General features: G+C 26.3%; 19 protein-coding genes. 3 read left to right on the forward strand and 16 right to left on the reverse strand.

Annotated elements, in window-relative coordinates; translation table 11 throughout:
- Window positions 1-121 precede the first annotated feature (121 nt).
- The 12 genes from ACTG44_RS16830 to ACTG44_RS16885 all read right to left on the reverse strand — a co-directional run bounded on the left by ACTG44_RS16830 (window position 122) and on the right by ACTG44_RS16885 (window position 12,864).
- A complete protein-coding gene (locus ACTG44_RS16830) occupies window positions 122-1,078 on the reverse strand; it encodes a DUF1848 domain-containing protein (protein WP_479917463.1) in 957 nt (318 codons plus the stop codon).
- Between the two features lie 61 nt (window positions 1,079-1,139).
- The gene (locus ACTG44_RS16835) at window positions 1,140-1,814 is read right to left on the reverse strand and encodes a 4Fe-4S binding protein (protein ID WP_479920877.1); all 675 of its coding nucleotides are present in this window, start codon (window positions 1,812-1,814) and stop codon (window positions 1,140-1,142) included.
- Between the two features lie 67 nt (window positions 1,815-1,881).
- The gene (locus tag ACTG44_RS16840) at window positions 1,882-2,628 is read right to left on the reverse strand and encodes a DUF2087 domain-containing protein (protein ID WP_479920878.1); all 747 of its coding nucleotides are present in this window, start codon (window positions 2,626-2,628) and stop codon (window positions 1,882-1,884) included.
- A 353-nt stretch (window positions 2,629-2,981) separates the two neighbouring features.
- Window positions 2,982-3,452, reverse strand: coding sequence for a PTS sugar transporter subunit IIA (locus tag ACTG44_RS16845; RefSeq protein ID WP_021386073.1), 471 nt, complete (start codon window positions 3,450-3,452; stop codon window positions 2,982-2,984).
- Between the two features lie 24 nt (window positions 3,453-3,476).
- Window positions 3,477-4,076 (reverse strand): KpsF/GutQ family sugar-phosphate isomerase, encoded by a 600-nt coding sequence (locus ACTG44_RS16850; protein WP_021386113.1) that lies wholly within the window; start codon window positions 4,074-4,076, stop codon window positions 3,477-3,479.
- Window positions 4,077-4,095: 19 nt separating this feature from the next.
- Complete coding sequence (locus tag ACTG44_RS16855) at window positions 4,096-5,277, reverse strand: MalY/PatB family protein (protein WP_021386044.1); 1,182 nt, start codon at window positions 5,275-5,277, stop codon at window positions 4,096-4,098.
- Entirely contained in the window at window positions 5,270-6,847 is a 1,578-nt protein-coding gene (locus tag ACTG44_RS16860) for a PTS transporter subunit EIIC (RefSeq protein WP_021385997.1), read from the reverse strand. The genes ACTG44_RS16855 and ACTG44_RS16860 overlap by 8 nt, the downstream gene beginning before the upstream one ends.
- Before the next feature lie 433 nt (window positions 6,848-7,280).
- Window positions 7,281-8,117, reverse strand: coding sequence for a PRD domain-containing protein (locus ACTG44_RS16865; protein WP_021386110.1), 837 nt, complete (start codon window positions 8,115-8,117; stop codon window positions 7,281-7,283).
- 901 nt (window positions 8,118-9,018) lie between these two features.
- Window positions 9,019-9,723 (reverse strand): ATP-binding cassette domain-containing protein, encoded by a 705-nt coding sequence (locus ACTG44_RS16870; protein WP_044213924.1) that lies wholly within the window; start codon window positions 9,721-9,723, stop codon window positions 9,019-9,021.
- A gap of 10 nt (window positions 9,724-9,733) precedes the next feature.
- A complete protein-coding gene (locus ACTG44_RS16875) occupies window positions 9,734-11,095 on the reverse strand; it encodes an FtsX-like permease family protein (protein ID WP_021385994.1) in 1,362 nt (453 codons plus the stop codon).
- Between the two features lie 63 nt (window positions 11,096-11,158).
- A complete protein-coding gene (locus ACTG44_RS16880; protein ID WP_021386085.1) occupies window positions 11,159-12,205 on the reverse strand; it encodes a sensor histidine kinase in 1,047 nt (348 codons plus the stop codon).
- On the reverse strand, window positions 12,193-12,864 hold the full coding sequence (locus tag ACTG44_RS16885) for a response regulator transcription factor (RefSeq protein WP_021386039.1): 672 nt from the start codon (window positions 12,862-12,864) through the stop codon (window positions 12,193-12,195). The genes ACTG44_RS16880 and ACTG44_RS16885 overlap by 13 nt, the downstream gene beginning before the upstream one ends.
- Window positions 12,865-13,207: 343 nt before the next feature.
- On the opposite strand from ACTG44_RS16885, the gene ACTG44_RS16890 reads away from it, so the two are divergent.
- Entirely contained in the window at window positions 13,208-14,482 is a 1,275-nt protein-coding gene (locus tag ACTG44_RS16890; RefSeq protein ID WP_479920879.1) for an aminotransferase class V-fold PLP-dependent enzyme, read from the forward strand.
- 231 nt (window positions 14,483-14,713) lie between these two features.
- On the opposite strand, the gene ACTG44_RS16895 is transcribed toward ACTG44_RS16890, so the two are convergent.
- A complete protein-coding gene (locus ACTG44_RS16895; RefSeq protein WP_021386004.1) occupies window positions 14,714-15,598 on the reverse strand; it encodes an NAD(P)/FAD-dependent oxidoreductase in 885 nt (294 codons plus the stop codon).
- 171 nt (window positions 15,599-15,769) lie between these two features.
- Entirely contained in the window at window positions 15,770-16,087 is a 318-nt protein-coding gene (gene trxA, locus ACTG44_RS16900; RefSeq protein WP_021385981.1) for a thioredoxin, read from the reverse strand.
- Between the two features lie 254 nt (window positions 16,088-16,341).
- Here trxA and ACTG44_RS16905 point away from each other — a divergent pair, with 254 nt between their 5' ends.
- Both ACTG44_RS16905 and ACTG44_RS16910 read left to right on the forward strand, forming a co-directional pair.
- A complete protein-coding gene (locus tag ACTG44_RS16905) occupies window positions 16,342-17,088 on the forward strand; it encodes a TrmB family transcriptional regulator (protein WP_021386035.1) in 747 nt (248 codons plus the stop codon).
- On the forward strand, window positions 17,081-17,962 hold the full coding sequence (locus ACTG44_RS16910) for a PhzF family phenazine biosynthesis protein (protein WP_021385976.1): 882 nt from the start codon (window positions 17,081-17,083) through the stop codon (window positions 17,960-17,962). Before ACTG44_RS16905 ends, ACTG44_RS16910 begins: the two co-directional genes overlap by 8 nt.
- 205 nt (window positions 17,963-18,167) lie before the next feature.
- Here the strand turns inward: ACTG44_RS16910 and ACTG44_RS16915 are convergent, their stop codons facing one another.
- Window positions 18,168-19,523 (reverse strand): peptide MFS transporter, encoded by a 1,356-nt coding sequence (locus ACTG44_RS16915; protein ID WP_021385961.1) that lies wholly within the window; start codon window positions 19,521-19,523, stop codon window positions 18,168-18,170.
- 1,925 nt (window positions 19,524-21,448) lie between these two features.
- Window positions 21,449-21,952 (reverse strand): CarD family transcriptional regulator, encoded by a 504-nt coding sequence (locus ACTG44_RS16920; RefSeq protein WP_234781145.1) that lies wholly within the window; start codon window positions 21,950-21,952, stop codon window positions 21,449-21,451.
- Window positions 21,953-22,085: the final 133 nt, after the last annotated feature.

A 22,085-nucleotide genomic window follows, 5' to 3' on the forward strand; every position in this document is an offset into this window, starting at 1 on the left:
ATCAAAAAAATGGTCAAGTTGACATATTATGACCATTTTTCTTATATAGAAAATATCTATTAAGTTTAATTTTGTTATTATAAGTATCTATATCCTTAATATATTAAGGTAATTTGTTTATTTATTTTAAATCAAACATGTTAATTTGTGTACTTTCACTTTTATCTACTTTAATACTCTTCATATCTCTAGTAGTTATTTTAGCATCATCTCTTAAAGTACCTATAAGTAATTTATTGTCTTCTTTGTAAAGTCTATAGTTTTCTTCTACTTTGGTATAATTGAAATTAGCATAACAATACAAACAATAATGTCTGCAAGTATTGTATTGCCCAATATCAACACTTTTGACACACCCACAAACATCTCTTTGTGTATCATCTTTTTTTACTTTTACTTCACTACCTATGATTTTTGATATTAACTTATCATCAATACACTTACTTTCTTCAATCCCAAATTTTCTTAGATTGTATCCCTCTGAACACATTTCAAGCACTATACCATATTTATGAGCAATCCTAGAAAGCTCTTTTGATAACATTTCTACTTCTGCAATTTCTAATGGTTTTATATGTAATGACTTAGTATTAAATTTTGTTTTTTTATACAAATCGATAAAACTCATTATACATTTTTCTGTAAATCCATCAAGTTGATTGCATAACCTTTCAAATGCTTTAATATGGTAATCTACAGTATACTTTTCACTTAGAAAAATTGGGTCATACCTCAAAATTACTCTTTCTTTACCTATTCTTCCAGATAGTTCCTTAAATGAATCTATTATCTTTTGTTTGTCTGAAATTCGTGTTTCTACTTCTTTGCCATATGATGTTATAGTATAGTGAAAATAATATTTATAGTCTTTTAATTTATTTAAATCCTGTATCATTGGAGTTGCATCCTTTGTCCAAAATACAAAACAATCGACAGTATGTGGATTTAACTCTATCTTACTAACTTGCTTTGGATTCATTGGATTAATAACATATACAAAACCTTCTTTAAGTCTGTTAAAAAACCATTTACTATAGAAAGCAGGTATATCTGTTCTCCTACTCACACTTACTATCATATTCAGCCTCCTTATTAATATAATTATGCTCTAATATATTTTAACATAATATCTAGTAGACTTATTTCTGGTTTGCATATCTTAATGACCATGGACAACTCATCATACACTTCAATACACAAAAACACTTTGAAATATCAATAAGAGACTCTCTTTTACCTGGCAGAGTCCACTCATTTCCATGTATAGCTTTTGCAGGACAGTTTTCTACACAAATATTACAGTCTAAACACTTCGAATCCATTAAAGGATATCTTTCAACAGAAATTAGAGCATCTGTAAGTACAGTACACATGCTAAAAGCACAACCATATTCCTCAGTTACAAACAAATTATTTTTCCCCATAAATCCAATACCACTAATATTTGCTATTGTCTTATGTGGTAAAGTACTAATACCAGATTGCATTGTTGGATTAATATAACCCTTTTCAGAATATCCATGTTCTAGATTATTTTTTTCTGATTGAGAATAAGCTTTATAACCTTTATCTTGAATATATTTTGAAATCCAATCAGCTAACTCTTCTACTTTTTCCTCTTTTTCTAAGAAATCATCACTATCTGTAGGTAAGTTATTATATATATCTGTAACGAATTTTTTTGATAATCCTATACAAAATAAAATTGCTTTAGAAAAACCATGTGTTTTACTTGCTGGAAATTCAGATATATCAACAAAGCGAACAATATCTACACCTTTACTGTGCAAAATAGATTTCAATTCATCATTCATACTTAACTCCTTCCACAATTAACAAAGTAAAAATAGCATTATATGTTAGTAGATTTTACTATTATCATTATGTTAACCAATACTTTGTACATTCTTTATTTCTACTCATAAAACCATATTCAATTAAGTATCTTCTAATTGTTGCAAAATCATTATATATTGATTCTAAAATCTTATTAACTTCCTTTTCTGAGTATTGCTTTCCATATTCAAATTGTTCCAAAATCTTGGATAAAATTACAACCTTTTTCTTTTCCTTTGAAGAAAATCCTTTTAATTTTAGAGGATTCATACTTTCAAATGAAGTTTCTAAAATGTGTTTTCTCTCTTCTTCAGTTACTACATATCTTTCATCAACCATTCTAGCATGTTCATGGATTGGTATTATAGTACTACCTCTATTAGATTTTTCTTCAAATACAGACTCATATAATGCTAAATACAGTTTAGCTTGTTTTGCTTTTTCTCTAAACATAAATTTTTGATGGCGAATAGTGGATGTAGATACTTCAACCTTTTTTGCAATTTCCTTATCTGGTAAATCACTAATGAATAATTGAAATAATTGTTTTTGATTTTCAGTCAGTGTATTGTACTTTGAATCACCATCAATCAATTTTTCCAAGTAATCACTGTGCTCTAATTCCAGATGTAATTCAATGGCTTTTGAAGCTTCAAAGAATCTATCACCTATTCTGTATATCTCTCCAACTTCATACGTTTTTGTACATGTAATGCAAGTATAACAATTTAACTCATCATTAAATACATAACCTCGTTTAATATCATTAATAGAAAGATTTTCAATTTTCATGCCTCTACCTCCACTCTATAGTTTATAAATTTTATAGATATATTATATTAAAGTTTATTTATATAGTCAACTTTTTTATTTTTTGTTTGCAACATCTACTTATTCATTAGTTTTAAATTACAATATACAAAACAATATATCTAAACAAATATATCTAAATTATTAGTTATATGAGTACTTATTTGTCTTATTTAACATTAAATATTTTTCTATATACATAAAACTATTTAATATTTACAAAACAAAAGGAACTCCTCAATTAATAATTAAAGAATTCCTTTTTATTCAACAAATCTATGTAATTAAACTTATAAAACATAAATTTATAAATACTAGTCTTGTACCTTAGTTTTTTATTTAAACTCAATTACAGTATCTTTTCCACCCTCAACACTATTACCTACATTATATGTATTCATGTTGTACTCTGAATAGTTAGTTATTGTAACTGGAGTAATAAGTGATATCCCCTTTGATTCAATCAAAGAACGGTTAATTTTCAACATTGGTGTTCCTTCTTTTACTTGTTCACCCACACTTACTAATGCTTCAAACCCTTCTCCTTTTAAATTTACAGTATCTAATCCAATATGAATAAGAAGCTCCATTCCATTTTCTAATTCTATCACGAATGCATGTTTAGTCTCTGCTATTACTGCTATCTTTCCATTAATTGGTGCATAAACAATATCTCCTGTAGAATCTATAGCTACACCTTCTCCCATAAGTTTTTGAGAAAATACAGCATCTGGAATTTTAGATAATTCTATTACTTTTCCTGATATGGGTGACTTTATTGATTTTTTTTTAAACATTTTGAACATAAAGCATACTCTCCTTTTTTACTTTTAACCATTATTTGCTGCTTTTAATTTCTCTCCTAGGCTTCCTCCTGGATGATATTTATAAAAATCAGCTGAATCAAAGTTACTATTCTTAGATAATGCACATGCAATAGAATCTCCTAAAACCAAAGTAATCGTAGATGATGTTGTTGGTGCTAAATTTAGGTGGTCTGCTTCATCCTTTGCAGGATATATTAAAGCATAATCACACTCTTTTGCCAATACTGAATTTCTATTTGAAGTAAATGCAATTGTTTTAGAACCTATTGCTTTAACATACTTTATACAATTTACTACTTCCATAGAATTTCCACTATTTGAGATTAAAATTGTAATATCTTTACTTTCAATCATTCCCAAATCTCCATGTACTGCCTCTGTTGCATGTACAAAAAAACTTGGTGTCCCAGTGCTGGCAAATGTAGCTGCCAATTTCTTGCCTATATGTGCAGATTTACCTACTCCCATAAAAATTACTTTACCTTCACAGTTGGCAATTTCATTAACTATACTTTCATATTCAATACCTGCTTCATCTATTAAACACTTTATGGCATTCATTTCAGTAGTCATAACATCAACCATTGTTTTTAAATAGCTCATAACTATCTCCCCTTCTATATTAAATATTTTTTGCAATATAATCTATAGTTTTTTTAACTCTATTTAAACCATCTTCAAGTTTTTCTCTTGAACATGCTACATTTAACCTTAAATAAAACTCACTTTCTTCACCATATACGTTTCCTGACATAATAGCTACTTCTCCAATATCCATCAATAACTTTTGGAATTCCTCACTACTTATCTTAAGGTCAGAAAAATCTATCCAAGCAAAGTAACAACCTTCTGGCATAATCAATTTTAATGGTTCTAAACTATCTTTTATATAATTAATTGTATATTCAAGGTTATCTTTAAGATATTTTAATAGCTCATCCAACCAATATTCACAATCATTATAACAAACCATTGTTGCTAGTATTGCTAGTATTGCAGGTGAATTTACAAAATCACGGTATCTAGTGATATTTTCAAATTGATTTCTAATACTTTCATTTGGTATAATCACATATGACCCAGTTAATGCTGGTATATTAAAAGTCTTAGATGCTGATGTACAAATAAATATAGAATCTAAATAGCTTTCTGCAACCTTTAAGATAGGAGTCATTCTATTATCATATACAATATCCATATGTATATCATCTGATATTATCTTTACATTGTTGTCCTTACATATACCTACAATCTTAGCGAGTTCTAATTCACTCCATACTCTTCCAGTTGGATTATGAGGATTACATAAAATAAATATCTTAGATTTTTTGCATTTTTTCTCAAAATCCTCAAAATCAATCAAATATAATCCACCTTCATTTACAAGAGGCGATTTTATAATATTACGATTATTATTTGCTATAACATCATAAAAAGCATTATATGCAGGAGTATTTATCAGGATTCCATCTCCTTCATCACTAAATATCTCAATAAGTTTACTAATTGAGTACATTACACTAGGACTGTAATATATCCAATTACTGTCAATACTACAATTAAACCTTCTAATGTACCAATTCGTAACTGAATTTCTAAAATCATCATGTTTCCATCTACTGTATCCCAAAACTCTATGATTTAATCTTTCTTGTAAGACTTCTGTTATTTCATATGGAAACTCTAAGTCCATATCTGATATTGTAAAAGGAAGTAACCCCTTTTTTCCAAATCGATCTTCTACATAGTCCCATTGGGTACAATATGTACCCAATCGGTCTATTTTTTTATCAAAGTTAATCATTACATGCCTCCAAATGACCTTCCATAGCTTTATCCATCTGCTTTCTTAAAGAATACACTTGAGTCCCTATAATTACTTGTATTGTGTGTTCGTCTAATTTAACAACTGCTATACCACCAGCTTCTTTAATTGCATCCTCATTTATTAGTGATACATCTTGTAATTTTAAACGTAGTCTAGTTACACAATTATCTAATGATAATATATTAGATTGTCCACCTAAAGCAGCTATCATTTGCTGTCCTTTATATGTAGATAGATTTTTAAAATCTGAACCATTTCCCTCAGATACTTTTATTTCTTTATCCTCACGTCCTGGAGTCTTTATATTAAACTTAATAATTGCCCACTTAAATACAAAATAGTATATTGCAAAGTATAAGGCTGCTACTAATACTGCTATTGGCCATCCTGTAGCTGTACCTCTTAACACACCAAAACTTATAAATGCAATTAAATCTCCTGTGAATCCCATTAATACACCTAAGTATGGAAGTACCATGTTTGCTAAACCATTCATAAATGTATGGAAAGCAAATAATGCTGGTGAGATAAATAAGAATAAGAATTCTATTGGCTCACTTATACCACCTATAATAACTGTCAACACTCCTGATATTAAAAGTCCTTTAAGCGCTTTTCTATTTTCTGGTTTTGCTGTACGATATATAGCTAGTGCAGCACCAGCTAATCCATATTGAATCATTAATTTACCTTGTTCCATTTTACCAGCTAAATCAAGAGGTATAATCTGATTATTCTCTACATATGCCATAAACATATTCAATGTACCAAAGTATGTTTCTCCGTCAATAACAGCAGTTCCACCTATTGGTGTAAAACGGAATACTGATGTTACAAGATGATTTAATCCAAATGGAATTGTAACTCTTTCTGCCACTGCATATGAGAAATAGCCTAATGGTCCTGCTGAAGAAATCCATTTTCCTAAATTTTGGAACGCATTGAAAAATGGTGGCCAAACAATAGGTATTAATAATCCAACAATACTCATAACTATTAAACTAACAATTGGAACTAATCTTGGACCACTGTAGAATCCTAATGATTCTGGCATTTTTAAATTACTAACTTTATCATATATTGCATAAACAATTAAACCTGCTACAATACCACCTAAAACACTTGTATTGTATGTTTGTATCCCCATAATCATAGCTTGACCATTAGTTGACATTTGGTCTACTGGTACTAATAAATCAGCTCTTGTTAAATAAAAATTTGTACCTATATGCATTGCTATAAATCCTACTAAACCTGAAAACGCTCCAAACTCTTTTTCTTTTTTTAATAATCCTAATGGAATTGCCATTGCAAATAATGCTCCCAAATTATTAAATGCAAATAATCCTATTGTCAGCATGAAATTTAAAATCATGTTAACATATTCATTTCCTAAAAATGGAACCATAGCAATCATCTTAGGGTCTGTAAAACCTGCACCAAGTCCTAACATCATCCCTGAAACACTAAGTAGTGCTATTGGGAACATAAACGTTTTTCCTAACATTTGGAAGAAGTTCCATAAACCTAACTTATTTTTTTTCATAATTTTACCCTCCTATTTTTATCTAAAAACATAATCAAATTTATAGAAAAACCTAAATCAAAAAACTCAATCTAATAATTAAGTTCAATGATTTAGGTTTTGCCTGCTTAACCAGTTACAATCCTAAAACTCACTGTCTATATTTAATAAAAAAACCTAAATCAAAAAACTTAACCTAATAGTTAAATTCAATGATTTAGGTTTTGCCTGCTTAACCAGTTACAATCCTAAAACTCACTGCTTGTATTTAATAAAAAAACCTAAATCAAAAAACTTAATCTAATAGTTAAGTTCAATGATTTAGGTTTTGCCTGCTTAACCAGTTACAATCCTAAAACTCACTGTCTGTATTTAATAAAAAAGCCTAAATCAAAAAACTTAATCTATAGTTAAGTTCAATGACTTAGGTTTTGCCTGCTTATCAGTTACAATCCTAACAACCACTGTTTGTTATTTTATTTATGTGAATCATTAGATATAATTCTTCTTCTTTACTAATTTTATATTCAAACATGTCTAATACCAATGCTGCAATTTCCTCAGTACATATTTTAGGTTTATTATAATTTTTATTTACCAATTTGTACATATCTTCAATATCACTATCTTTATAAGTTTCTTTTCTTAAAATCCTTTGAACAAAAAACTTTAAGTGAGTTATAAGTCTAGTGTAATTTAGTGAATTTACATCTAATTTAAACCCATGTACTTCTTCAATTATCTGAATAACTTGCTTTGAAAACTCAAGTATATTAATACCTTCATCTTTTTGAGAATTCTCCAAACCATTGATTATATGAATAGCAATATATCCTGCTTCATCTTCAGGCAATTTTACTCCTATCCTTTTTTCAATTTCATCAATTGCCCATAATCCAAATTCAAATTCTTCTCTATAAAGTTGTTTTGTCTCATTCAATATTAAGTTTGGTAATTTTATACCTTGTTTTTCTCTTTGGACAGCGAATTCTATGTGACTAGTTAAGGCTAATATTATTGAATCATTCACTTGAGTATTTAAAACTTCATTAGCCTTTTCTATAATTTCTTCTGAAATTTTAAAGTATTCAATAGAGGTCTTATTAAGTATTTGATTGTATTTGTCTTTTTGATTATCTTGAACAAAATATTTCTTAGAAATCAAATTTTCATCTATCAAATCTCCTACTTTTTTCTTGAATCCAACTCCAGCACCAGTAACAATTATTTCTGTGCCATCTTCTAAGGAGCTTACTACGACATTGTTATTAAATATTTTTTTTATATTCACTATAAATCCCCTCTAAAAAAAATCTCTCATCACACTTACATAGTATATTATATTTAATTTAATGTCAATATTTAAAATTTTATTTTCGAATATATTTTGCATTTTACCCTATAATACTACAATAACAAAATATTTTAATTATTCTTAATCAAATTATCATATTTTGTCGTTTTTTTATTTAAATATATTTAAATATTTCTTTTGTATATTCAATTAGTTAAAATTAATCAACATTTTATATTCTGAAACTAATTTCAAACTATTTTCCAGTATTTTCAAGTATTTCAATTTGAACTATATAGATATATATTGAAATTCAAATTATATTGTATTTTTAATTTTTTCTCAAATATATGTATTAACTAATATAAATTTTAATTTAGATAAATTAGGCATAGTTTTTTATAATATATTTTATAATAATTTTTATATTTTGTTTTATGTTTTTTTATTAGATTATTATACTTATATGTCTATAATTACTTATAAAATCATTTTTTCTAATTATTTACAATACATTTTAACTACTTTTATTTAGTCATATCTTTAATATTTTTATAAGTTTACTGGTCATATTTATCATTAGTTTCAATTAATATTTAACATTTTATGTAAAATTTATAAAAAAATGTATATAAATTTAAATAAGTGACTATACTAAAAATATGATACGGATAACCAATAAGTTCAACCTATCTCCCCCAAAATAGAATGAGTTACAGTTTCCCCCAACTGTAGCTCATTTTCGTGTAATTTAATAATTTAATTGTCCTATACTTTTTGATATCTTCATAAAAAATATATAGACTATTACACAAATTATTTACATAATAACTCATAAATAAAAGCACTATTATAAATTTATAATAATGCTTTTATCTTAATCTATCTTATTATATTTTTAGTCTATCCTATTATCTCTACTTTTTATAAACATCAATTTGCCATTACTTATTCCCCATAACTCATCTGAACATAAAGCAATTCTATCTAAAGTTGTAGCTATTATCACACATTTATTATCTTTAGATGCTAGTTTGTAAAGTATATCTACCAAGCTTTTTTTGCTTTTATCATCAGTACTTTCTATAATATCATCATTTTCTATGATATCATCACAAATTATTAAACTTGGATTATTAGACAATGCTCTAGCAATACAGACTCTCTTCTTATCATAGTTAGATAAATCTTTCACTTTACAATTTGCTTTTTCCTTATTAATTCCTACTTTTTGTAGAGTCTTATATACAATTTCATCCTTATTCTTTTCTCTGTTTCCACCAACCAACATAGTCATAATAATATTATCTAAAACAGTGGCATCATTTAACAAGTTGTAACCTTTAAATATTGCACCTACATACTTACTTCTATAAATATTTTTATTTATATCTTTTAAATCTTCACCATTATATATAATACTTCCACTAGTACAATCATCGAGACCCGATATTGTAGACAATAAAGTACTCTTTCCCGCTCTAGTTTTTCCTATAATAACATACATTTTTCCAGTTTCAAACTCTGCACTCATATCTTTTAATACAAACTTACTACTGCCCTCATATTTATAATTAACATCAATTAATTTAAGTATTGGCAATCTCCATCACCTAATTTCTATCATAAATTATTTGTATTGGCTTGTACATAATTGTACTATATATGGATACTATACTAGTCAACAATATCAATATAATTGCCATAATAATTATATTAAACATAAATTTTAAAGTTGATTTATCTTTTAAATTTTTCATCTCTTGTTTGCTGTTACTATAATTTATGTTTATATCTTTATATCCTCCATAATCAAATACAGAGTCATTATATGTTACATTATATTTATACTGATATTCAAAAACATAATTTGATATTGCTTTTTCTGATATACTTGCAATTCCTAATCCAAGTATAATACATATCAAAATCATTATGATACTTTCATAAACGAAACTTCTAATTATCTTAAATTTAGACATTCCAATTAGCCTCAACACCCCTATATCATATTTTATTTTTTTTATTGATATTACAGAACTTATCATCAATAATATTGAGCCTAACACTAATATTCCAAAAATAGATGTAAAAGCTACACTAGACAAGTGTTTTATTGGTGCCATTAATTTATGATACACTGAATCATCTATAGTAACTTTATATATATCACTTAGCCCTTTATTTCTTAGTTCTTTCTCAAAAACCTTTCTACTATTAGAATCTTTAAGCAAAAAATTAGCACTTGTATAAATCATCTGATTCTCTGGTCTAATCTTTTTTTCAAACTCAAGTAAAGTGTTGTATGAGGTTAATATGTTATTGTATATGCTTATATCTTGAGTATTTTCTACTTTATTGCCATATTTTTTCTTATATACACCTACTATTTTTAGATTTAACATAGTATTAGCATCATAATCATTTAGCAAAGATATTGTATCTCCAAGCTTAAACTCACTAACACTTAGAAAGTCTTCACTTACTATACATTCATTATCTTTTTCAAATAATCTCCCTCTACTCATATCTAAATTATAATATTTAAGATTTATATTTTTATCTGTAAATCCCATAACCACAAAATTTGTGCCTATATCACCATATACAAGATTTTTATCATTACTAACTACAGTTTTTTTATTATTATCAAGATACAAAACAATATTTCCTATAAGTGACATTTTTCTTACATATTTTGATTTTGAAAAGTTTAAATAGTCATCTAAATTTAAAACACTATATCCTCTCAAAGATTCTATTGAATCATTTTGGCCAATCTTTTTTTCATTAATTTTAATACTTACCTTTGACTCAAGTTTTTTCTCATATTTTTGATTTATAATAGATGCACTTAAATTTATTATTGAGAAAATAGCAATTGATAAAACCATTAATAACATAATAACTATACTAAATGAACTATGAATTTTATTTCTAATCAAATTTTTAATTGCATTATTTAAAATATACACTTTATATCTCCTCTTATCAATTGAATACTATGTTATCGATATTATTAGAACTCTTATTAATTATTACTTATATTCTTTAAACACTAAATAAAAAGTTGAACCTTTATTTTCTTCACTTTCAACCCATACAAAACCATTACATAAATTACATACATGCTTTACTAAACTAAGACCTATACCATACCCGTCCTTATTTAATTCATTTATTCTATACCTATCATAAAATATTTTATCTATATGATGCTTATTCATTCCAATGCCATTATCTTTTACCAATACAATAACACTTCCCTTTTGATTTTTTACACTTACATATATATCTTTACCTTCACCATATTTTATTGCATTATCTAAAAGATTGGATACACCTCTATAAATCCACTTTTCTTTTCCATAGATACTCATATTTTCATCTTCATCAAAATCAAAGTTCAAATTGCTATACACTTTAGAATAATTATCACACACTTGTGCACATATTAAAGCTATATCAACCTCATACATATCCTCATTATTTTTTATATCACTTATTGCAAGTACATCTTCTACACTATTTGAAACTTTATCAAGAGTATTTAATAATTCATTATTTCCATCAAGTTCTAAACTTGTTTTCAATATAGATATAGCGTTTTTTTGTTCATGTGATAAATATGAATTCAATCTTTTATAGTCCTCAATATGAGAATCAAATTTATTTTTTAAGTCTTTATACACTCTAGACATAATAGGGTCTATGCTCAATATTTCGTCCTCATCTTCAATGTTATTTATATTATTTAATATTTCTATTCTTTCTTTAAACTCCAATCTATTTAGTATCGATAAAAGTATGAAATTAGATGTCACTATAAAAGCAAAAAATAATATTATAACTACATTAAAATTATTCTTAAGTATAAGATCATAATTAGTTATTACTCCTTTATCTATATCATGTACATTGTCTGGCATCATTTCGCCCTTATATGGAGTTAAATCTCTAGAAATTAAATTCTTATCTATATCAGATATGTTTATAATATATTTTAGACCTATTGCAAAAATTATAAAAACTATAACAGAATATAAAATTAACACTATAGTCTTTTTATTCTTTAATCCTTGCATATAGAATATCCTATCCCTCTAGTAGTTATTATTATCTCTTTACCTGCCACTTCTTTTAATTTCTTTTTTAATCTAGCTATATGTACCCTTAGTACAGATGATAAAGGGTCAAAATATTCATCATAAACGTGTTCTGATATATCTATACCTGACACAATATTTGGATATCTACTTGCAATATATTCTGCTATATCAAATTCTTTGCTTCCCAGACTTACTTCTTTATCATATACATATACTTTTCTCGATGCTGGATTTATTGTAATGGGTCCTGCTTTTATATCTGGGTTTGTCCTACCATAAAATCTTCTTATAACTGCTTGTATCCTAGCTCTTAATTCTATAATTTGAAATGGCTTTACTATATAATCATCAGCTCCTAAATCAAGCCCCTTTGCCAACTCATTTACTCCATCTCTTGCTGTTACAATTATTATAGGTATCTCTAGATTATTACTTCTAAAAAATTCTAATATCTCTATTCCATCTTTATCAGGTAAGTTTAAATCTAATAATATAGCATCATAATCATTTATAAATGCTTTTTCTTCTCCATCTAATCCACAATTTGCTATATCTACTACAAGTCCTTCATTTTCCAAGCCTGACTTTATATTATAAGAAAGTTCCTTATTATCCTCTATTATTAATACTCTCACATAATCATCTCCTAAATAAAATATCAATCTATTTATTATATATAATGAATGTTTATTGAATGTTAACTTCACCTTATAACTATTTATATTTTAAACAAAACTCAACCTTATTATTATTCAAATATTTGCACGTGTCAAATTTGAGTCAATCCAATCTTTTAATGTTTCTAGTAATGGATTTAATAATCTATCTACAAATATTAATAAATTCAATAAATAACTTAACAAGAGCTAATTAACAAAACCCTTTCTAAAAACATAACATATATTAAACAAGCTCTTGATTAAAACTTGAACTTGTTTAATAAAAAATACAATAGTTTGTTAGATAAGGGGTTTTTTTATGCCATTCATGGATTTATCTGAATACATTGAAGGTGCAAATCTTAAAGTTAAAACTAAGAGTAGTGAAACTGTTAAAAGGATATATTTTAACAATTCTGCTACTCCATTAGTTCTAAAAAACGTAGTGGATAATTTAAATTGCGAGATTCCGTGGCTTACTTATATTAATGCTCCAGGAATAATCTCAGAAAAAAATACTTTAGAATATGAGAATGTACGATATACCATTCTAAAACTCATTGATGGAGATAAAGAAAAAGACTCTGTTATTTATGTCAAAAATGCTACAGAAGGAATAAACTTATTAGCGGAATTTTTTAAGAATGAAAGTCCAAATAAACTTGTTATTACTACAGCAATGGAACATATGGCTAATTACCTGCCTTTTAAAGTTAATTTTCCTACAAAAGTTGTTGGAATTACAGAAAAAGGAGAACTTGATTTATGCCAATTAGAGAATATACTTAGAAATAATGCTGGGAATATATCTCTGGTTACGGTTACAGGTGCTAGTAATGTTACAGGTATAACCACTCCTATATATGAAATAGCAAGAATGGCTCATAAATACGGTGCAAAGATATTAGTGGATATTGTTCAAGTAATTCAGCATAAACCTTTTTCAATGATGCCACATGAATGTGCTGAGCATATAGACTTTATTGTTTTTAGTGGACATAAATGCTATTCCCCATTAAATGGTGGGGCTCTAGTAGGTCCTAAAGCATTCTTTGAAAAATTTACTCCTGTATTATATGGTTCAGGTTCTACAAAATTTGTAACCGATGACAAAATAATATATGCAAATATACCTCAACGTTTTGAAGCAGGATATCCAGAGTATTTTGGAACTCTTGCAATGGGAAAAGCACTAAACACTTTAAACAAAATTGGTTTAAACAGAATTTCAGAATATGAAAGAGAATTATTTTTATATGCTAAAGAGGAAATGAAGAAAATACCTAATGTGATAATATATGGAGATAAGTCAAACAATGTAATTATCCCAAATATATCTTTTAATATAAGTAATATGTACTATAAGGATGTAGCAAAATATTTGGTTGATAACTTTGGAATAGAAACTGGAGCTGGAGTAGTAGGTGCAGATATTTATGTACAAAAACTGTTAGGTATAAGTCCAAAAGAGGTATATATTAGATTTATGAGGGAAAGTCCTGTAGGGCTTGTTAGAATAAGTTTAGGAATGTACAATACTTTTGATGAGATAGATAAATTTATATATGCTCTTAAAACTTTGGCTTTTAAATAAGTTTTTTCTATTCTTTTTCAGCAATAGATAAAAATTAACTCTATCAAAATATTTTTAATCATCAAAAGAAATACATTTTTATACACAACTTATATAAGATTTAATGTAAAAAGGTGAATTCATATAATAGAATTCACCTTTTTACATTAAATCTTTATTTTCAAATAACATTTCTTAATGTTGGGGAGATGTATTAAAAAAATAATACCTTAGGTTTTTATTAATTTTTATCTAATAAGTATTAACAAGCATTGATTTATTTATCTTCTGCTTATCTAGATAAGAAATTGCACTAGATACAGCTGTCTGACCTTGACCTGCTGATTTTAAATATTGATATGGTTTCCCAGCACAGTCCCCTGCCACATATAAACCTTCAATATTTGTATTCATGTTTTTATCTGATTTTATATGAGAATCTTCTACTTCTAATCCTGGAACCATATATTTTGGTGATACACTATCTTTTATGATAAATATACCATCTATATCCAACTCACTTTTTCTCAATACTAATTTATTGACTAGTTTTCCACCTTTTATTTCTAAGGGTCTATCATCTATTATGTTTATACTACTATTGATTTTATTTTCTAATTTATACATAGGTATATAGTAAACACTACTTGCTATTTCACTTAAAAAATTTGCTTCTTCTTCAGCTTCATGATTGTATCCTATTATAGCCACTTTTTTATCTCTATATAACATTGCATCACATGTTGCACAATATCCTACCCCTTTTCCAAGATATTCTTCTTCTCCATTTATCATTTTTCCATATTCAATACCTGTAGCTAATACAACCGTAGTTGATTCATATGTATCGTTTCCAGAAACTAATGTAAAATATTCACCCATACTATATACATTATTAATTCTTTTTTGAGTTATCTCTATTCCCATATCATCTATGTGCTTTTTAAATTTATCTTTAAGTTCTAAGCCACTTATATTACCAATTCCTAAATAATTTTCTATAGAAGGCGCTTTAATAAGCTTTTGACTTATATCTTCAGTTCCAAATAAAATTATATTTTTATTTCTAATTTTAGCATTTATAGCAGCTGCAAGTCCTGCTGGACCGCTTCCTATTATCGCAATATCATATCTCATAGTTTCACCTATTTTTTATAACCTTTCATTTTTCTTTTATATAAATACTATATCAACAGATGATATCATTGCCAATTAGGCACTTATTTGTAACCGCTTTAAGATTTATACTATATAAACAAAAAAACTCACTATAATGAGTTTTTTGTTTATATATATGAATTATTTTAATTACATATATGATTCAACTTTACTTTTTAAATTATCTTTAGGTATAAAACCTATTAATCTATCTACAGGCTTCCCATCTTTAAATATTATTACAGTTGGTACTGTAGATACTTCAAATTTTTGAGCTAATTCCATACTTTGGTCTATATCCACTTTTAGAAAATCTGTTTTTTCAGCCATCTCATTTCCTAATGCTTCATATACTGGTGATAACATTTTACAAGGTCCACACCAAGTTGCGAAGAAATCTACAACTACTAATCCATCTTTATTTTCTACTTCGTTTATAAATTCATTGTTATTTATTATTTTTGACATAATATATATCTCCTTTATTGTTTTCTTGATATTAATATACTACGACCCATGTAACAGTGCAATTAGTCACTTTTTTGTAACTACTCATTTTTAATAACTTTAATCTCATGCTAAGTATGATTATGAGGTTACATATCTATACTATATATTTTTACTTTCTGCTTAATTATAGTTGACATTTCACTATTTAGGTTATAAAATTAAATTAATAACTACCTATGTAGTTACTAAACTTTTATAAAAGGAGTTTACCTATGGATGATATAGTTAATGAATTACAAAATATAGGATTTACAAAATATGAATCTCAAATATACATAGCATTATTAAAAGAAAATCCTTTAACAGGATACGAGATAAGCAAATTATCAGGTGTCCCACAATCAAAAGTATATGAAAACATAACAAAACTAATAAACAATAATATAATTGTCAATGTTGGAACTGACCCTATTAAATATGTACCTATAAATCCTAGCGAATTATTAAAAAATAAAAAAGAAGAATTTAATAATTCTATAGATAAGCTAAACGACAACTTACAGGTATTAAATAAAGGTAAAAGTATAGAATATGTTTTAAATATAAAAGATAATAAAAATATCTTAAAAAAGGCAATAGAAATGATAAATAATGCAAAACAAGAAATTATACTTTCTTGCCCTTATGAAGAAATTCTTGAACTAAAAAATGACCTTCTAATTGCTTGTAAAAAAAATATTAATGTTGAAATACTTCTTTCAGAAAATAAAAAACTAGAAGGCCTAAGTAATATTCATATCCATGGAGGAAATGATACTACACTTGAAAATAAAAAGCTTTACAGAGGAATTATTTTAATTGTAGATAACAATGAAATACTGACAGGAAACTTATCTAAAGGAAGTGAAGCTATTTCAATCTGGACAAGAAACTCTAATATTTTATATATTGGAGATCAATACATAAAACATGAAATTTATATTTCAGAAAAAACAAAAGGAGGTTTTAAGAATGAATAAAATTAATATTAAACAAGTTGATGCTTTTACAACTGTACCTTTTGGAGGAAATCCTGCTGGTGTAGTTACTGATGCATCCAATATTTCTGACGAAATCAAGCAAAATGTGGCTAAAGAAATGAACTTATCAGAAACTGCATTTGTTTCAGAATCAAATGTGGCAGATTTCAAGGTACAATTCTTTACACCTGGTTTAGAAGTTGATTTATGTGGTCATGCAACAGTAGGAGCTTTTCATGCACTTTTAGAAGAGGGGAAGCTTGATACTAATAAGAATATATTTTATCAAGAAACAAAAGCTGGTGTATTATCTGTAGAGCTTAAAGAAATAGATAATGAAAATATATTTATGATGGAACAAAATCCCCCTGAATTTGAGAATTTAGATAACTACAGAAAAGAACTTGCACAAATGATAGGTGTAAATGAAGATAGATTGCTTGAGTATCCAATTATGAAGGTAAATACTGGACTTTGGTGGCTTGTATTTGGATTAAAATCTTTAGATGATTTAAAAAATATTTCTCCAGACTTAAATGAAATCAAAAAATTTAGTGGTGAAAATAATATAATTGGTATAACTCCATTTTGCATAGAGACTATAGATGAAAAATGTGACTATCATTTAAGATCTATTGCACCATATGTTGGAGTTACAGAAGACCCTGTATGTGGAACTGGAAATGCTTGTGTATCATCTTATATAGTACAACATAATATTTTAGAAAAAACTAGTTTTATTGGTGAGGAAGGTAACTTTATAAACAGACCTGGAAAAGTATATGTAAATATAGCCAAGGAAAATAATGATATATCATCTGTAAAAATCGGAGGAAGTGCTTATACTGTTTTAAGTGGAGAAATTATGTATTAATTCTCTATATAATTTAAGATAAAAAAATACTAGCCAACTAAGACTAGTATTTTTTTATCTATTTTTTAATAAATTTACTTCAATATATATAATAATATTATGCTTAAACGTAAATTTTTATTCTTCTTACTAATTAGCTATAAATCAACCTAATATAATATAATTATTGTAGATTAATCTATATAAAATAATAATTATTTATTGATTATTTATCATCCTCAACAAGTTTACTTAATGTCTTGTCAGATAAGAATAATAGTATAGCTGCAACAAATAGTATTACTGGAATTACAGTGTATACCTTAATCATATCAAATTTAAGAGTGAATGCATATATATATCCGTATCCTTGACCAGCTAAGAAAGTAGCAAATGTCCATACTCCCATAAGAACACCTAGAAGTTTCTTAGGTGCATACTTACTTACGAAAGAGTTACCAAGTGGTGAGAATAACATTTCTCCAAAACTTAGAAGTATACCAAACATGATTATCCATATTATACTAGCTTTAGCAGTTTCAGGGGCTCCAACACCTCTTGAAAGTTCTGCTCCAACAAGCATTAAGAATGCAAGACCTAAGAATGCTAATCCAAGACCTGTCTTTTTAAATAAACTTATATCTCCTTGTGGTCTACTGGCAAGTTTGAACCATAATGCTCCAAGAACTGGTCCTAATACTATACATACAAGTGCATTTAATGAGTCAAACCAAGCAAGAGGAATTTCAAATCCTCCAATAGTCATGTCTACAAATGCTGCACCATAATCATAAACTGCAAGATAAGTTAAGTACCAGAATAACCAGAATACTACAGAGAAGAATGAAATAAGTATAATAGCCCAAATTCTCTTCTTATCCATACCTGTAAGAGGCGAATTATCTTTTGCTTCAACTTTTTCAGCAACTACGCCTTCTTTAAATGGTCTCTTTCCTGCATTTCCAAGGAATCTCCATCCATATGTGAACCATATTGCACCTATTACACAAAGTACAGCTGCTATGAAGAAACATTGAGAGAATCCAAGTACACCATTTTTTGCAAATGTTTTAGCATAAAGTATACCAACTGCTGTAGTTCCAATAAAAGAACCTATATTAACAAAAGAATACTGTACTGAGAATGCTGTATCAAGTTCTTCTTGATTGTCAAAAAGCTGTCCATTTACTGCAGATACATTTCCTTTAAAGAATGCAGTACCAATTGAAACTAATATTATCATTGCATTTACCATAGAAACTGTAGTTGCAATAGAACCAAGATAATATCCTATCCCCATGATAAGCATACCTATAGGTATAGTATATCTAGCTCCTATCCACCTATCTGATATATATCCCCCAATGATTGGTGCAAGGTATGTGAATGCAACAAGGTTAGCTTGCATTATGGCAGCTTGTCCTTTATCTATTCCAAGACCACCATGAATTACAGCTGTTGTAAGGAATATATAGATTAAAAACTTCGCAGAATAATATGCTGCTCTTTCAAATGAGAAAGTTGTTGAGCAGATATAAAATCCTATAGGGAATTTACCCTTCTTATTTACTGTTGTGCTCATAAGTTTAAATCCTTTCTTAATTGTATTTTTGTATTTTTATATTTTTACGTTTTACCTAGATTCTTTCTTTTGGTGAAAGATTCGGTGATATTGTTTTGTAAAACAATTTGTAATAATTATTAAGATAATTGCGTTTTTATTTGTAGAATTTATTTTTTCATGGAACAAATTAAATATGCTTTTTAATTATAAATTTAAATTATATAAATTCATTATTTTCAGATATATTTATAAATCATTAGATTCTTATTTAAGACCATGAAAAAATCTTCATCATAGCAATTCTTATTTTTTTACGTGATAGTATTTTACAAACTAAATTCCTCCTTTTGTGGCAACTTATATAATTACATTTAAGTGCTTTTTTAAAGGAGTCTCGAATAAAGCAACATATATTTTATTCAAATAATGTTTTTATTTATTTTTTAAATCTCTATGTTACTTCGTCTAACCAATTCTCAACTTAAATAAATAAACTACTATCCATTCACAGATTAGATTTATTTCTTATGATATAAGACTATACTAAACACTGTGAATCTAAACATAAAAACTGTTATTTTAAAGTGATTATCCATATATTCGCTTTAATACTATTAACTGAAGCTATGTTATGTATTTATAATATATTTTCCATAAAAATGCTTCAATTTGAAAACTTTTTCACGAATATTTATTTTCCACCTCCCCCTATTTATTTCACCATGTAAATCGTACCATAAATATATACTTATATGCAAGAAAAAAATCGATTAATCGACAGTAAATAATTAGAAAAATTTAAATTATATTTGTCAAGTATATTATATATATTTTTTTATATGGAAATATAAGTTAAATCAACATCTAGAATGGTTTTTTAGAAATGAAATTTTAATCTTTTTCTTAATTTACTTATTTTCAAAAATAAGTTTTTTGTATCCAATATATAATAATCAAATTACATACTATTAACATCTATTTTTTTAAGAATAAAAACGATAAATTAAGAAATGAAATAAATCCAAATTGAGTTTTATAAATTCTATTAAAATAATTAAATAATTGTTATATATTTAATTATTTTAATAGAATTCATTAATTTTTAAACTTATATGTATCTTATCTTGTAAAAATGACTCTTTATCTTAAATTTCTAAATATAGATAAATACAATTATTTCAAATGTGTTATAAGTAATCTAACTAATCACATCAATAAACATTTTTTTAACAAGTTTGAATTATTTATAAATAATTATATTTATTTATTATTCAAATAATATTTTATCTAAAAAAGAAAAAGTTTGTTTAAAAATAAACTTTTTAATTATTCTATATTACTCCTATAAAATACTTAATAAATTTCGCACATCTATAATTTTTCAGGTTAGACTATAAATATGCAGTAATTATCCTATTTATAAATTCCAATAGATATTTAGTCTTATTTTGTCGATTATATTTTTTATAAGATTTCCTAATCTAGATAAATTCTATTACAATAGATTTTCATGTCTAAAAAATAGCACCTAAAAAATAACTATAAATAAAATTTAAATAAGATGGATTCTATTTAAAATAGTATCCATCTTATTTACTCGAAACAAAAAAACTTTTTGATAGTATTATACATTTTAGAATCTAGATAACTCATCATACTATTAACCTAGATAATCAATTTTTTAAAATGACTAAAAACAACAATAAAATATTGATAACCAACCATTTTAAAGTTGTTGTTAAATTTCATTTTATCTTTTATGTTGAATGTTAATTTTTCAACTTTATTACAGTCTATATTTAAATTATGTATAATTACTTTAAATTCAATATTTTTTTACATTCTAATACTTATAATCTATAATTACATTATTCTCGTATTTTTTTAATTATATTATATTTTATTAGATTATGATTTTTAAATAAAAGATACTATAAAATACTTTATTGAGGTATATGACTTGATATATATGAACTAACTTCATCAGGAGAGATATCTAAAATAGTTGCAAACTCTTCATTCAATAATCTTTCGGCTTCTTTCATTATATTGTCGTCTGCTTGATGTGTTTTTTTACCAATAGATTTTACATACTCTTTATTATCATATATACTTCTTATTAATTTTATTAGCTCTTCACATTTACCATTTCTAAGTATTTTTTTAAATTGCTCACTTCTTGTTTTTTCATTATCTATCCATAGTGTATCCATATTAGGAATATCATTTATTAATGAAATAACATTAATTTTAGAAAGTAACTTTCTCATTGGTACTTTCTCATTATCTACAGGAATTTTTATTACTGTATTATTAGAATAAATAGGGCTCAACACATAATACTCTCTTTTTATTCCATTTGTAAATTTTTCATTTGTTATATCTAGAACCTTGCATACTCCTGTCATACCATACATTATATAATCATCAACCTTAAACAAAAACATCACCCTCCTTAATAAAAAATAGCTTTGACAACTGAATTTATCTTGCCAAAACTATTTGCTATATATTAATTTTAACATATTTTGGTACTTTAATGTAAATAAAACTTATATTATTAAAATAAAAAAATACATT

Source organism: Clostridioides sp. LIBA-2809 (assembly GCF_056688965.1).